General features: G+C 72.0%; 11 protein-coding genes. 7 read left to right on the top strand and 4 right to left on the bottom strand.

Translation table 11 applies throughout. The features are described from left to right. Nucleotides 1-36: 36 nt before the first annotated feature. The 6 genes from dxs to AB0C12_RS18975 all read left to right on the top strand — a co-directional run bounded on the left by dxs (nucleotide 37) and on the right by AB0C12_RS18975 (nucleotide 8,032). Nucleotides 37-1,962 (top strand): 1-deoxy-D-xylulose-5-phosphate synthase, encoded by a 1,926-nt coding sequence (gene dxs / locus AB0C12_RS19000; RefSeq protein WP_360549592.1) that lies wholly within the window; start codon nucleotides 37-39, stop codon nucleotides 1,960-1,962. A 58-nt stretch (nucleotides 1,963-2,020) separates the two neighbouring features. Continuing rightward, nucleotides 2,021-3,337, top strand: coding sequence for a PQQ-binding-like beta-propeller repeat protein (locus tag AB0C12_RS18995; RefSeq protein ID WP_360549590.1), 1,317 nt, complete (start codon nucleotides 2,021-2,023; stop codon nucleotides 3,335-3,337). Between the two features lie 2 nt (nucleotides 3,338-3,339). Next, nucleotides 3,340-4,665, top strand: coding sequence for a PQQ-binding-like beta-propeller repeat protein (locus AB0C12_RS18990; protein WP_360549588.1), 1,326 nt, complete (start codon nucleotides 3,340-3,342; stop codon nucleotides 4,663-4,665). A gap of 38 nt (nucleotides 4,666-4,703) precedes the next feature. Beyond that, on the top strand, nucleotides 4,704-6,020 hold the full coding sequence (locus AB0C12_RS18985; protein WP_360549586.1) for a hypothetical protein: 1,317 nt from the start codon (nucleotides 4,704-4,706) through the stop codon (nucleotides 6,018-6,020). A 93-nt stretch (nucleotides 6,021-6,113) separates the two neighbouring features. Continuing rightward, entirely contained in the window at nucleotides 6,114-6,806 is a 693-nt protein-coding gene (locus AB0C12_RS18980) for a response regulator transcription factor (RefSeq protein ID WP_360549584.1), read from the top strand. Then, a complete protein-coding gene (locus AB0C12_RS18975; protein ID WP_360549582.1) occupies nucleotides 6,803-8,032 on the top strand; it encodes a HAMP domain-containing sensor histidine kinase in 1,230 nt (409 codons plus the stop codon). The genes AB0C12_RS18980 and AB0C12_RS18975 overlap by 4 nt, the downstream gene beginning before the upstream one ends. Before the next feature lie 102 nt (nucleotides 8,033-8,134). Here AB0C12_RS18975 and AB0C12_RS18970 read toward each other — a convergent pair whose 3' ends face one another. Next, nucleotides 8,135-9,097, bottom strand: coding sequence for a DUF2637 domain-containing protein (locus tag AB0C12_RS18970; RefSeq protein WP_360549580.1), 963 nt, complete (start codon nucleotides 9,095-9,097; stop codon nucleotides 8,135-8,137). A 167-nt stretch (nucleotides 9,098-9,264) separates the two neighbouring features. Then, the gene (locus tag AB0C12_RS18965; protein ID WP_360549578.1) at nucleotides 9,265-10,092 is read right to left on the bottom strand and encodes a hypothetical protein; all 828 of its coding nucleotides are present in this window, start codon (nucleotides 10,090-10,092) and stop codon (nucleotides 9,265-9,267) included. Here AB0C12_RS18965 and AB0C12_RS18960 point away from each other — a divergent pair. Next, the gene (locus AB0C12_RS18960) at nucleotides 10,072-10,287 is read left to right on the top strand and encodes a hypothetical protein (RefSeq protein WP_360549576.1); all 216 of its coding nucleotides are present in this window, start codon (nucleotides 10,072-10,074) and stop codon (nucleotides 10,285-10,287) included. The two genes, AB0C12_RS18965 and AB0C12_RS18960, sit on opposite strands and share 21 nt — an antisense overlap. 264 nt (nucleotides 10,288-10,551) lie before the next feature. Here AB0C12_RS18960 and AB0C12_RS18955 read toward each other — a convergent pair whose 3' ends face one another. Together AB0C12_RS18955 and AB0C12_RS18950 are read right to left on the bottom strand one after the other, a co-directional pair. Then, nucleotides 10,552-12,612 carry a 3-hydroxyacyl-CoA dehydrogenase NAD-binding domain-containing protein gene (locus AB0C12_RS18955; protein WP_360550525.1) on the bottom strand — a complete coding sequence of 687 codons (2,061 nt, stop codon included), beginning with the start codon at nucleotides 12,610-12,612 and terminating at the stop codon, nucleotides 10,552-10,554. An 8-nt stretch (nucleotides 12,613-12,620) separates the two neighbouring features. Further along, entirely contained in the window at nucleotides 12,621-13,817 is a 1,197-nt protein-coding gene (locus AB0C12_RS18950) for a thiolase family protein (protein WP_360549574.1), read from the bottom strand. Nucleotides 13,818-14,307 lie beyond the last annotated feature (490 nt).

Raw genomic sequence — 14,307 nt, 5'->3', positions numbered from 1 at the left:
ATGCGCGCGGGCGATCCGCCGATAGACTGACTCCTCATGAGCGAGCGCAGTGATCAGACGACGGCCGGCATCCTCCCGGGCATCAAGACCCCCGGCGATCTCAAGCGCCTCGATCCCGATCAGCTGACCCTGCTCGCCGCGGAGATCCGCGACTTCCTGGTCGTCAAGGTCTCCCGCACCGGCGGCCACCTCGGCCCCAACCTCGGCGTCGTGGAGACCACGCTGGCCCTGCACCGGGTCTTCGACTCCCCGCGCGACCGGGTGCTCTTCGACACCGGCCACCAGGCGTACGTGCACAAGATGGTGACCGGCCGTCAGGACGGCTTCGACCGGCTCAAGCAGCGCGGTGGCCTCTCCGGCTACCCGAGCCGGGCCGAGAGCGAGCACGACATGATCGAGAATTCGCACGCCTCCACCGCCCTGTCGTACGCGGACGGCCTCTCCAAGGCGTTCACGCTGCGCGGCGAGGACCGGCACGTGGTGGCCCTGGTCGGCGACGGCGCGCTCACCGGCGGCATGTGCTGGGAAGCGCTCAACAACATCGCCGCGGCCAAGAACCGCGTGGTCATCATCGTCAACGACAACGGCCGCTCGTACGCGCCGACCATCGGCGGGTTCGCCGACCATCTCTCCACGCTGCGCCTCAACCCCGGCTACGAGCGGGTGCTCGACCTGGTCAAGGACGCGCTGGGCTCGACCCCGGTGGTCGGCAAGCCGGTCTACGAGGTGCTGCACGCGGTCAAGAAGGGCATCAAGGACGCGGTCAGCCCGCAGCCGATGTTCGAGGACCTCGGCATCAAGTACATCGGGCCGGTCGACGGGCACGACGTGCAGGCCATGGAGTCGGCGCTGCGCCGGGCCAAGGGTTTCAACGCCCCGGTCATCGTGCACGCCGTGACCCGCAAGGGCTACGGCTACCGCCCGGCCGAGGACGACGAGGCCGACTGCCTGCACGGCCCCGGCGCGTTCGACCCGCAGACCGGCGTGCTCACCGCGAAGCCCTCGGTGAAGTGGACCAACGTCTTCGCCGACGAGCTGGTCGCCATCGCCGACGAGCGGCCCGACATCGTGGGCATCACCGCCGCGATGGCCGAGCCGACCGGCATCGTCGCCCTGCAGAAGAAGTATCCCGAGCGCACCTACGACGTCGGCATCGCCGAGCAGCACGCGGTCACCTCCGCCGCCGGTCTCGCCATGGGCGGCCTGCACCCGGTGGTCGCCGTCTACGCGACGTTCCTCAACCGGGCCTTCGACCAGGTCCTGCTGGACGTCGCGATGCACGAGCTGCCGGTGACCATCGTGCTGGACCGGGCCGGCATCACCGGCCCGGACGGCCCGAGCCACTACGGCATCTGGGACATGAGCGTCTTCGGCGCCGTGCCGGGCCTGCGGATCGCCGCCCCGCGCGATGCCGCCACCCTGCGCGAGGAGCTGCGCGAGGCGGTCGCCGTCGACGACGGCCCGACGATCGTGCGCTTCCCGACCGGCTCGGTCGCGGCCGACCTCCCGGCGCTGCGCCGGGTCGGCCCGGTCGACGTGCTGCGCGAGGACGAGCGCAAGGACATCCTGCTGGTCGCGGTGGGCGCGTTCGGCAAGCTGGGCATGGAGGTCGCCGAGCGGGTCGCCGAGCAGGGGTACGGCGTCACGGTCGTCGACCCGCGCTGGGTCCGCCCGGTGCCGATCGAGCTGGCCGGGCTGAGCCGGGGGCACCGCCTGGTGGTGACCCTGGAGGACGGCATCCGGGCCGGTGGCGTGGGCGAGGCCGTCGCGAGCACCCTGCGCGACGCCGGCGTCGACGTGCCGCTGCGTGACCTGGGGGTGCCGGCCGGCTTCCACCCGCACGGCAGCCGCGCCGAGATCCTCGCCGCGCTGGGTCTCACGGCGCAGGACGTCGCCCGCGACGTGACCGAGTGGGTCTCGCAGTTGGAGGACCCGGCCGCGGAGCACCAGCCACAGCGCTGAGCGCCCGGCCGCTGAAGGTCAACGAGCCATTTCGTTATCTGCCCGTTACCTTTGGGGCATGGCGGCGGAGACATTCGGCGGCAATACGGTAATCATCGATCTCGGCCTGGCCCGGGGCGAGCCGGAGGAGTACGCCCGGCCGGCTCGCTCCACCACGCCGGACTGGTTCGCCCCGGTGCTGCTGGCGGTCATCGTGCTGCTGTCGTCAGCGGCCTCGGCGGCGCCGCCACCACCCGCGTTGACGGCCGTGCTGACGCTGCCGTTCGGCCCGGCCGATCCGTACACACTGACCGATCGGGGCGACCTGCTCGCGCAGACCTACGGGACGCTCAGTTCGTACGACCTGGGTGACGGGCGGCTCAACTGGCAGGCCGGTTCCGCGTCGCCGACGTACCGGCTGCGCACCGGCGCCGATCTGGTGCTGATGCGGCCGTGGTCGGGCAATCAAGGCGACCCGGGCACCACGGCCGTCTCGCTGCGGACCGGCGCTGCCCAGTGGCGGCGTTCCGGCAACGTCGTCACCATCCCCGGCTCCAGCGCCCTGCTCGCGGTCTCCGGGGTCCGCAGCTCCGGTTCGGGACGACGGGTGCAGGGTCCGGTCGACGCGGTCGGGCCCGCCACCGGCACCACCCGCTGGCAGGTGCCCGTCCCCTCGACCGCCGTGCTGATGGGCGTGCCGGGGCCGGACGACAGCGGGCCACGGATGCTGCTCATGCACGACAACCGCACCGCCGCCGTGCACGACCTCGACACCGGCCGCCTGCTCACCAGCGCCGAGCTGCCGCCCGCCGACTACGGCCCCGACAACCCCAGCGTCGCGGGCGGGCTGCTGGTGCTGCGGCACCCCACTCCCACCGGCCGGATGGTCACCGCCTTCGACCCGGTGACGCTGCACCAGCGCTGGAGCCGGCCCGCCGGGTTCGCGTTCGGGGTCAGCCCCTGCGGAACGCTCATCTGCCTCACCGGACCGGACGGGGTGCGCGCCGTCGAGCCCGGCGGCGGCCTCCAGCGCTGGTTCCAGCCCGGCTGGCGCAGCATCGAGCAGCGGGGTGCGACGGTCATCGCGTACGGGACGCCGGCCGGGGAGACGGACCCGGTCGGCATGATCGATCCGGCGACCGGGCAGGTGCTGGTCGACCTGCACGGCTGGCGGCTGGTCTCCGGCCCCGGCGGCGGCGACCACCTGCTCGTGACCAGGCTGGTCGACTCGGGAAGCCGTACCATGGTCGCGGTCGCCGCCCCCGGTGGCGCGCGACCGGAGCTGCTGGCCGATCTGCCGGCCGGCACCGGCGACTGCCAGTCCGTGCCCGACCGGCTCGTCTGCCGGGAGTCGACCGGTGAACTGGTGGTGTGGGCCTACCGGCGGAAGGAGTGAGCGTGGCGCTGATCGAGCTGAGCCTCGAGACCCCGGCTCCGCCCGCTCCGGCCACGCCGCCGCCCGCGTACTTCTACCGCCGCGCCGGTCTCGCCCTGGCTGCCCTGCTCCTGTTCGCGCTCGGCGGCGCGGCTCCGCCGGCCGCCACGATCTGGCAGCGCGTCGGCGCGGTGCCGGTCCCGGCCAGCGGCGATCACCAGCTGATCGGCGGCATCCTGTACGCGATGGATCTCGACGCCCAGCCACGGACGCTCACCGCCTGGCAGACCCAGCCGCTGCGCCGGCTCTGGAGCCACCGGAGCAGCACGAACGAGGACCCGTTCTTCGTGGCCGAGGCGACACCCGACATCACCGTGGTGCGCGCCGGGCGCAGCGTCACCGTGCTCGACGCCCGCACCGGAGCCGTGCGATGGACATCACCGGTGGCCGTGCAGCCGGTCAGCGACACGGTCGCGTACGTGGAGGAGGAGATCTTCCGCCCCGGCACCGAGTACGACCCGGCGTCCGGCGACCCCGGCCAGCTCTACGGCACCAACAGCGGGTCCCTGCACACCGAGCCGGCGCGGCGTACGGAGCTGCGCGGCCTCGACCTCAGCACCGGGACCCGGCGGTGGACGCTCAGTTTCCCGGGCTCGGTCTTCACCGCCTGGACGGCCGACCCGGGCAACGGCGTGGTGGTGCTCTCCTCCGACAAGCTGAGGCTGATCTCCCCGGCGACCGGTGAGGTGCTGCGGGAGCGGGCCGTGCCCCTGCTCGACGGCGTACGGGCCGAGGCGGGCGAGGTCGTCGGGAACACGGTGCTGGTGCACTACGGCTCCTTCGGCACGGGCGGGCCGGTGATCGCGTACGCGCTGGACACTCTGGCGGAGCTCTGGCGGCAGAACAGACCGGACCCGGCCGGCAACTCCAGTGTCTGCTCCGGGCTGCTCTGCGTCAGCAAGGTCGAGGAACTGGTCGTGCTGGACCCGCGTACCGGTGCCGACCGCTGGCGGATCGCCGACACGGACCTGATCGCGTTCGGCCCCGACGCGGTGCTCGAACTGCAGGGGATGACCACTCCGGTGCGGACCGCCGACGCCGGCACCGGCCGGCCGCTGATCGACCTCTCCCCGTGGCAGTACCAGTTCCCGGTGCAGGCCGGCGGCGCCTTCCTGCTGAGCCACCTGAACAGGGACCGGACCACCGCCTTCGGTCTGCTCCGGCCGGGCGCCACCGAGGTTCAGCTGCTGGGCCGCCTGCCCGACATGACCGTGCAGTGCCAGGCCGCCCCCGGAGTGGTCGCCTGCCGGGTGGGGGACCGGGTCGAGGTGTGGGCCTTTCGCGCCTGACCCACGCGGAAACCGGTTGCCGGGCGCACAATGACGGCGTGGGCGACGTCCTGATCGACCTCGGCGAGCAGCACGGCACGCTGCCGAGCGAGACCGTGGCGTCCCGCAACCGGCCGCACCGCTTCCGGGCCGCTCTGGCTGCCCTGTCCACCGTCCTGCTGGTCGTCCTGGGCGGCGCGGCGGCCCGGGCGGCCCCCGTCGGACCGGTCATCGTGCCGGCCCGCCTCGGCGACAACATGTTCGTCGAACAGGACCGCCTCTACGTCGTCAGTGCCGGCCCCGAGAGCAACGACCCCGCGATCCAGCACAAGATCGTCAGCACGTACGCGCTGCCGGCCGGGGGACTGCAGTCGCGGACCACGGTCGCCGTCACCGGGGCGATCTTCCAGGTCACCTCGGTGGGGTCGACGGTGCTGGTGTCGTATCAGGTCGACACCGTCGGCGCCGAGGCGACGGTGGCGCTGACGGCCGGCACCGACCGGGCGCTCTGGCGGGCCCCGGCCCGGTTGCTGAGCGTCTCGGTGCCGGACCACCTGGTGCTGCTGCGGGAGAACAGCCCCCAGTACGGCGACCTGCACTGGTTCGGTCTCGACCTGGTCACCGGACGCACCCGCTGGTCCTTCGAGCAGCCGTCCCAGGGCTACACGACCCCGGCCGCCGTCACCGACGGCTTTCCGCACCGGCTCATCACGGCGACCACGGACGGCCACATCGAGGTCCGCGACACCGCGACCGGCACCCTGGTCACCGAGGGCGACGCCGACGCGCCGTCCGGCTGGTCCCGGCGCGGCATCACCGTGTGGCCCACCGGCGACCTGGTCCTCATCGGCGGGCTCGGCGGGATCACCGCGTACACCCTGGCCGGGCTCGTCCCGCGCTGGCACAGCACCGTCGAGCTGTCCGGGCGCTGGGTGCAGGACTGCCTCGACGCCATCTGCGTCTTCGGATACCGCGGCGGGGTGCAGGCCCTCGACCCCGGCACCGGCCGGCTGCGCTGGACCGAGAAGCGCTGGACGACAGCCGCCGAAGCCGGGACGTATCTGCTGGTCAGTGGCAACGAAGGGCTGGAGGGCAGCTACCCGCTGGCGGTGGTCGAGCCGGGCACGGGTGCCGTGCACGGCGACTTCGGCGCCTGGCGGGCCGCCGGGCCACCCCGGGCCGACGGGACTGTGGTCGGGCTGCGGCAGCGCATCGGCGACGACGTCGTCTTCTACGCGCTGCTCGACCCGGCGCGGCTCACCGTACGGGTGCTCGGCACGGCCACCACCGTCTCCGGCGACTGCCAGGCCACGACCGACGTGCTCGTCTGCCGCCGCATCGACGCCGCCGTCGCAATCTGGCCCCTGACCGAGTAGTAACTGCCCGGTAGCCTGCACTCACGGCCTCTTTACGGGCCGGCGGCAAGGCTGTGCGGTGGATCCACATTTTTCGAACGCGGAGGGCCCCGGGTGCGCGTGCTGGTGGTGGAAGACGAGCGGAACCTCTGTGACGCGATCGCCCGGGGGCTGCGCCGCAAGGGGATGGCGGTCGACGTCGCGTACGACGGACTGACCGGGCACGAGATGGCGTACGTGACGCGCTACGACGTCGTCGTGCTGGACCGGGACCTGCCCGGCATGCACGGCGACGAGATCTGCGCCGCCCTGGTCGCCTCCGGGGCGCTGACCCGGGTGCTGATGCTCACGGCCAGCGTCACCGTGGCCGACCGGGTCGAGGGGCTGCAGCTCGGCGCCGACGACTACCTGCCCAAGCCGTTCGCGTTCGAGGAGCTGGTGGCCCGGGTCCAGGCCCTCGGCCGGCGGGCCACCCCGGCCGCGCCGCCGGTGCTGACCGTCGGCGACCTGATCCTCGACCAGGCCCGCCGGGTGGTCACCCGCGGCGGCGCCCCGATCGACCTGACCAACAAGGAGTTCGGCGTCCTCGAGGAGCTGCTCAAGGCCCGCGGCGGGGTGGTCTCCAGCGAGGAGCTGCTCGAACGCGTCTGGGACGCCAACACCGACCCGTTCACCACCACGGTCCGCGTCACGGTGATGACCCTGCGCAAGAAGGTCGGCGACCCGCCGCTGATCGAGACGGTGGTCGGCGCCGGCTACCGAGTGCCCGAACCCGTCGTGGTGCTGCCCGCCGGCGGCGCGGTATGACGGTCTACGCCAGCCGGCGCGAGAAGATGCGGCTGCGGCCCACCTTGCGGCTGCGGCTCACCCTGCTCAACGGCATCCTGCTGGTCGGCGCCGGCGCGATCCTGGTGCTGCTGGCCTGGCTGCTCGTCGGCGACGCCCTGCACCCGTCGGACCAGCTGCAGCCCGGCACCCAGGTGGTGCTCGACAACGGCAACCGCCTCGACGCGCTCACCTGGCAGACCCAGCTGGTCGACCGGGCGTCCCAGGAGTTGCTGATCAAGGGCCTGATCGCGCTCTTCGCCATCGGCATCATCGGCATCGCGGGCGCGTACGCGGTGGCCGGCCGGGCGCTGCGCCCGCTGCACTTCGTGACGGCGACCGCCCAGCGCCTCGGCGAGGAGACGCTGGACCAGCGCATCCGCTACTCCGGCGCGGACGACGAGGTGGCCGAGCTGGCCCGCACCTTCGACGCGATGCTCGACCGGCTGGCCGGGGCGTTCGAATCCCAGAAACGCTTCGTCGCCAACGCGTCCCACGAGCTGCGCACCCCGCTGGCGGTCATGCGCACCGAGATCGACGTGACGCTCAGCGACGACGAGGCCGACGTGGCCGAATACCGCCGGATGGCCAAGGTCGTCCGCAACGCCTCCGAACGCGCCAACGGCCTGGTCGACGCGCTGCTGGTGCTGGCCCGCAGCGAGGCCCAGTCCGGGCGGCGGCTGGTCCGCAAGGTGCCGGCCGACCTGGCGACCAGCGTCTACAACGCGCTGTCAGCGGTCAAGGCCGAAGCGGAACGGATGAAACTCGACGTGACGACCGACCTGCAGGCGGCGCCGGTGGTCGGCGACCCTAGCCTGCTGGACCGGCTCGCCGGCAATCTGATCGAGAACGCGATCCGCTACAACCACCTGATGGGCAAGCTCTGGCTGCGCACCGAGAACGAGGACGGGCACGCCCGGCTGGTGGTGGGGAACACCGGCTACGAGGTGGAAGCGGGGGATGTGCCGGGGTTGTTCGAGCCGTTCCGCCGGGGCGGATGGGAGCGGACCGGGTCCCGGGGGTCCGGTCTGGGGCTGTCCATCGTCCGGGCGGTTTGTGACGCTCACGGCGGGACTGTGTCGGCGGTTGCCCAGGCCGGTGGCGGGTTGGAGGTCACCGTGCGGTTGCCGGCGGCTGACACCACTCCCGTTGTTGCCGCTTCCGCTACCGTTCCTCGGGCCAAGGGGCTTGGGGTCGCGCCTGGGTGAGGTTTTGGGGGCGGGGATGGCCCACGCAGCTCGTCAGGCTTGATATCTGCGTGGTCCATCCCCGCCCCCAAAACCTGTGCCGGTCTTGCTGGGGGATCCTTTTCAGGCCGCGAGGCGCAGGTCGGTCTGGTCTGCTTGGCGGCGGATGGTGCGCCAGCGGGAGACGCTGATGCCCAGTTGCGCCGCCAGGTCGGCTTCGGTGATGGCCGGGTGGGCGGCCTGGATCTTCGCGGCCGCCTCCAGGGTCTGGACCGGGGTCCGGCGGGATCTGGTCGGGGGCTTCGCATCGTTGGTGGGCTTGGTGGCCCTGGGCGCGACGGTCTTGGTGGCGGGGGTCTTGGCGGCGGTGGCCTTGGTGGTCGGTGCCGATGCCGGTGCCGTGACTCTGCCCTGGCGGGTCAGGGTGGGTGCGAAGGCGGAGACCTCGGCGCCGCGGGTTTTCGGCAGCGTCTTGCGTGGCAGTGCTGCCGCTACTTCGGCAAGTGCTGCCGTTGTCGTGGGGCCGCGGCGGGTGTTGGCGGCCGAGGGCACAGGGATCAGGCCGGGCACGCCCAGGCTGTCGTCGCGGCCGCCGTCCTGGGCCACCTGGGCGCCGGCCACCTGAGTGCCGGCCACGGGGGTGTCGGCCGGGGGAGTTGTCGGCCGGGTGTCGGTGGCCCGGGCTTCGGTCTCCAGGGCGGTTATGCGGCCGGCCAGTTCGACGAGGCAGATGCTGGCCACGACGATCAAACCGTCCACCGACAGGGGCAGGAGGTAGGGGGAGGCGCCGGTTTCGCCGTAGCGGGCTGCTACGCCCGCCATGTGCCAGTAGGAGACCCAGGCTGCGATGCCCGCGATGGTCGCCGTGGCGATCAGGCGGGCGAAGGCCAGGGAGCGGCGGTGGACCGGGACCCGCGAGATCAGCTCGACCGTCAGCAGCAGGGCGAGCGGCGGCCAGGCGGCGATCGCCTGGCTGATCGGGTTGTCCAGGGCGTGCAGAATGTTCGCGACCACGGAGGCCGCGACGCCCAGGACCAGGGTCGCTCGCACGGCCCAGCGGACACGGCGAAGTTGCGGGAGTACCACCGGACGCTCCTTGCCAGCTCGAAACGAAGAACCGGGACCCGTGCGGGACCCGGCCGATCATCCTGTCGCGTCGATGTTTCGGTACGGCATCGATGAGCGCAACCTGATAGACCGCGTCGCGTTCGTGTCAGGAGTGATGCGAACGTGTGACGCGGCCTATCGGCGTGTCAGTTTGACTTCTTCTCGACTTGGCCCCGTAGCTTGATGAACTCCTTCTTGGCGTCGCTCAGCGCGGTGAAGTACCAGAACACCAGGCCGGAGCTGCCCTCGTCCGCCCAGCCGCACATCACCAGGGGTGCCCCGCCGGCGTTGCCCTTGGCGCACTTCGCCGCGCCACCGAGCGGTCCGGCCGGGATGCTGGCCACACCGGTCAGTTTCAGCTCGGAAACCCCCCGCCCGGTGAAGGCGCTGTCCAGCTCCTTCTTCGGGTCGGGCACCAGCGTCTTGGCCGCCACCACCACGACGATGTCCTGCTTCGCCGGCGTGCCGTAGAGCGCACCGACGGTCTGGGTGGCGCCGGGCACCAGCGCGAGACTGCTCTCCAGCTGCTCGACCCGGTCCGCGAAGGCCGGATCGGTCACCTTGGGCCGGCCACCGAGCGTCTTCGGCTCGACGATGCTGATGGTGGCGGTGGGCGTCGCCGGCTCGGTCGGCCGGGGCGGCTGGGTCGTCGGAGCGGCTGAGGAGATCACGTCGGCGATGCCCTCGGCGGTGTTGCGGCCGGCCAGGTAGACGGCGGTGCCGCCACCGACGCAGAGGACCAGCACCAGCGCGATCGACACCAGGGTGATCGGCAGCGCCCGCGACTTCTTCTTCGGCGGCGGGAAGCCCGGCATCGGCCCGGGCTGCGGGTAGCCGGGCTGCGGGTAACCCGGCTGCTGGTAGCCGGACTGGGCGTACTCCGGCTGGTTGTAGTCGACCTGGGTGTAGTCCGGCGGGGGGTACGACGGCGGCCCGTAGGCCGGCTGCGGGGGATGACCCGGCTGCGGGGGCACGGAGGCGGGCACGTCGGGGTTCGGCTGGCCCGGGTACGGCTGACCGGGATACCCCGGCTGACCCGGGTACGGCTGACCCGATCCCGGCGGACTCGACCAGGGCTGCTCACCACCCGGCGGCTGCCCCGGATAGCCCTGCCCGGGCTGCGGCTGGCCAGGATAACCCTGCCCAGGTTGGGGCTGGCCGGGCTGTGACGGGCCCGGATAAGCCTGACCCGGCTGGGGTCGGCCCGGGTAGGGCGGCCCGGGCTGGGACTGGCCGGGGTGGGGCTGGCCCGAGTAGGGCTGGTTCGGCGGCTGCGACATCAACGCTCCATCGATCGGGCTACAGCACGTCGGAGCCTAGTCGTCGGCCGGGGCCGGTGGTCATCGGCGTACCGGCTGGTTGCCGCTGGTACGGAAGACGTCCCCGCGCCAAGGGGCAGGCGCGGGGACGTCGGTCCGTTCACGGACAGCGCGTCAGGCGGGCACGCTCGCCACGCCCGGCGGCAGGAAACGCTTGCCGGTCACGCGCTCGGAGGTGCCGCTGCGGTCCAGGTACGGCGTCACGCCGCCCAGGTGGAACGGCCAGCCGGCGCCCAGCAGCATGCACAGGTCGATGTCCTGCGCCTCGGCCACCACACCCTCGTCCAGCATCAGCCGGATCTCCTGCGCCAGCGCGTCCAGCGCCTGGCGGCGTACCTCGTCGCCGGTCAGCGGGGCGGAGCCGCCCTCGACCAGCTTGACCACCTCGGGGTTGATCTCGTCGTCGACCATCAGCGGCAGGCCGGCGTCGACGATCTTGCGGAGGTTGGGGCTGTCGCCGAACCGGTCCGGGAACGCCCGGTGCAGCGTCTCGCCCACGTGCAGCCCGACCGCCGGGCCGACGAGCTGGAGCAGCGCGATCGGGCGCATCGGCAGGCCCAGCGGGTCCAGCGCCGTGTCGACCACGTCCAGCGGGGTGCCGGCGTCGATCGCGCTGAAGACCTCGCTGGTGAAGCGGGTCAGCAGCCGGTTGACCACGAACGCCGGGGCGTCCTTGACCAGCACCGACGACTTGCGCAGCTCCTTGCCGACCGCGAACGCCGTGGCCAGCGTCGCGTCGTCGGTGCGCTCGCCCTTGATGATCTCGAGCAGCGGCAGCACCGCGACCGGGTTGAAGAAGTGGAAGCCGACGACCCGCTCGGGGTGCTCGAGGTCGGCGGCCATCTCGGTCACCGACAGCGAGGACGTGTTGGTCGCCAGGATCGCCTCGGGCGTGACGATCTTTTCCAGCTCGGCCCAGATCTGCTTCTTCAGGTCGAGGTTCTCGAAGACGGCCTCGATCACGAAGTCGGCGTCGGCGAAGACGGACTTGTCGACCGAGCCGCTGACCAGGCCGCGCAGCTTGGCCGCGGTGCCCTCGTCCATCCGGCCCTTGCCGACCATCTTGTCGATCTGGCCGCGGACGTAGTCGACGCCCTTGTCCACCCGGGTCTGGTCCAGGTCGGTCATGACCACCGGCACCTGCAGGCGGCGGGCGAACAGCAGGGCCAGCTGCGAGGCCATCAGGCCGGCGCCGACGATGCCCACCTTGGTGACCTTGCGGGCCAGCGACTTGTCCGGCACACCCACCGGGCGCTTCGCGCGGCGCTGCACCAGGTCGAACGCGTACAGGCTGGCGCGGGACTCGTCGCCCATGATCAGGTCGGCGAGCGCCTCGGTCTCCGCGGCAGTGCCGTCCTCGAACGAGGCGTCCTTGGCCAGGGCGAGCAGCTCGAGAGCCTTGTTGGCCGACGGGACAGCGCCGTGCAGGCGCTCGTCGAGCTGCTGCTTGGCGAAGAAGAGCACGCCCTCCCACATGTCCTTGTCGACCTCGGGGCGCTCAACCGTGACCTCACCCTTGACGACGCCGGTGGCCCACTCCAGCGAGCGCTCGAGGAAGTCGGCGGCCTCGAAGAGCTCGTCGGCGATGCCCAGCTCGCGGGCCTGCTTGGGCCGGAGCACCTTCTGGGTCAGCGGGTTCTGCAGGATCACCTGGGCCGCGCCCGGCACGCCGATCAGGTTGGGCAGCAGCTGGCTGCCGCCCCAGCCGGGGACCAGGCCGATCGCGACCTCGGGCAGGCCCAGTGCGGCGGCCCCGGTCGACACCGTGCGGTAGTGGCAGTGCAGCGAGACCTCGAGGCCACCGCCGAGTGCCGCGCCGTTGATGAACGCGAACGTCGGGATGCTGCTGTTCTTGAGCCGGGCGAAGACCGCGTGCCCCAGCTCGCCCAGGGCGACGGCCTGCTCCCGCTGGGTGATGAACGGCATGCCGGTGATGTCGGCGCCGACGCAGAAGATGTACGGCTTGCCGGTCAGCGCGATGAACGCCGGCTCAGCCTCGGTGGCCTTGGTGATCGCCTCGTCGAGCGAGCGCAGCCCGGCCGGGCCGAAGCTGTTCGGCTTCTTGTAGTCCAGGCCGTTGTCGAGGGTGATCAGCGCGGCGGGCCTGTCCAGCCCCGGCACTTTCACGAGACGCAGCAGCGCCTTGGTCACGACCTCGTTCGGGTATTCAGGCAGAGCCGTGGTCACTTGTCCGCACCTTCCCAGTGGGGGTTCTCCCAGATCACAGTGCCGCCCATGCCGATGCCGATGCACATGGCGTTGATGCCGTACCGCACCTCGGGGTGCTCCTCGAAGTGCCGGGCCAGCTGGGTCATCAGCCGCACGCCGGAGCTGGCCAGCGGGTGGCCGATGGCGATCGCGCCGCCCCACGGGTTGACCCGCGGGTCGTCGTCGGCGATGCCGAAGTGATCGAGGAACGCCAGGACCTGCACCGCGAACGCCTCGTTCAGCTCGAACAGGCCGATGTCGTCGATGGTCAGCCCGGCCAGACGCAGCGCCTTCTCGGTGGAGGGGATCGGGCCGTACCCCATGACCTCGGGCTCGACGCCGACGAAGCCGTAGCTGACCAGCCGCATGGCGACCGGCAGGCCCAGCTCGCGGGCGGTGTCCTCGCTGGCCAGCAGGGCCGCGGTGGCGCCGTCGTTGAGGCCGGCCGCGTTGCCCGCGGTGACCTTGCCGTGCGGGCGGAACGGGGTCTTGAGGCCGGCGAGCTTGGCCATCGAGGTCTCCCGCGGCGCCTCGTCGGCGGTGGCCAGGCCCCAGCCCTGCTCGGCGTCGCGCACGGCCACCGGGACCAGGTCGGGCTGGAGCTTGCCGTTCGCGTACGCCTTGGCGGTCTTCTCCTGCGAGGCCAGCCCGAACGCGTCGGCCCGCTCCTTGGTGATGCCCGGCAGCCGGTCGTGCAGGTTTTCCGCGGTGGCCCCCATGACCAGGGCGGACGGGTCGACGAGCTTCTCGGCCAGGATCCGCGGGTTGGGGTCGACGCCCTCGCCCATCGGGTGCCGGCCCATGTGCTCGACGCCACCGGCGATGGCGACGTCGTAGGCGCCCATGGCGATGCCGCCGGCGACGTTGGTCACCGCGGTCATGGCGCCGGCGCACATCCGGTCGATGGCGTAGCCGGGCACGGTCTTGGGCAGCCCGGACAGCAGCGCGGCGGTCCGGCCGATGGTCAGGCCCTGGTCGCCGATCTGCGTGGTGGCGGCGATGGCCACCTCGTCCACCCGCTCGGGCGGCAGCTGCGGATTGCGCCGCATCAACTCGCGGATGCAGCGGATCACCAGATCGTCGGCGCGGGTCTCGGCATACATGCCGCCCGCCTTGCCGAACGGGGTGCGGACGCCGTCGACGAAGACGACCTCGCGGCTTACTCGGGGCACAACAAGCCTCCTTGCAGGCGGGGACTCCATGCTACTCGCCGGTAACATTGTTGCCTACCCGGCTCCCGCTTTGAAGCTATGTGAGAAATCGAATTCACGCTGTCGGTCGGGGGGGGGGTGGGGGTCGGGGCGGGGATCGGGGCAAGATCAAATTCCAGGTCGTGTCGTGCCTGGTTGCATGGTGCTGACCGTCGCTCCCGCCGAGACCGGTCGCTGCGCTCCCTGCCAGGTGCGGGACCACTCGCCCTCGCCCGCCCAGCGGGCACCCCCCGGCTTCGCCTCCACCTTGCCCGCTCGGCGGGTCCCCTCGGCTTCGCCTCCACCTTGCCCGCCTGGCGGGGACCTCCCGGCTTCGCCTCCATCTCGCCTGTTTGGCGGGTCCCCTCGGCTTTGCCTCCGCCTTGCCCGCTCGGCGGGGGTCTCTCGGCTTTGCCTCCGCCTTGCCCGCTCGGCGGGGGTCTCTCGGCTTTGCCTCCGCCTTGCCCGCTCG

This window comes from Actinoplanes sp. NPDC048967, from assembly GCF_040649415.1.
In the GTDB taxonomy this organism is placed as follows: domain Bacteria; phylum Actinomycetota; class Actinomycetes; order Mycobacteriales; family Micromonosporaceae; genus Actinoplanes.
This window is presented reverse-complemented; position numbering and strand designations above follow the sequence as displayed.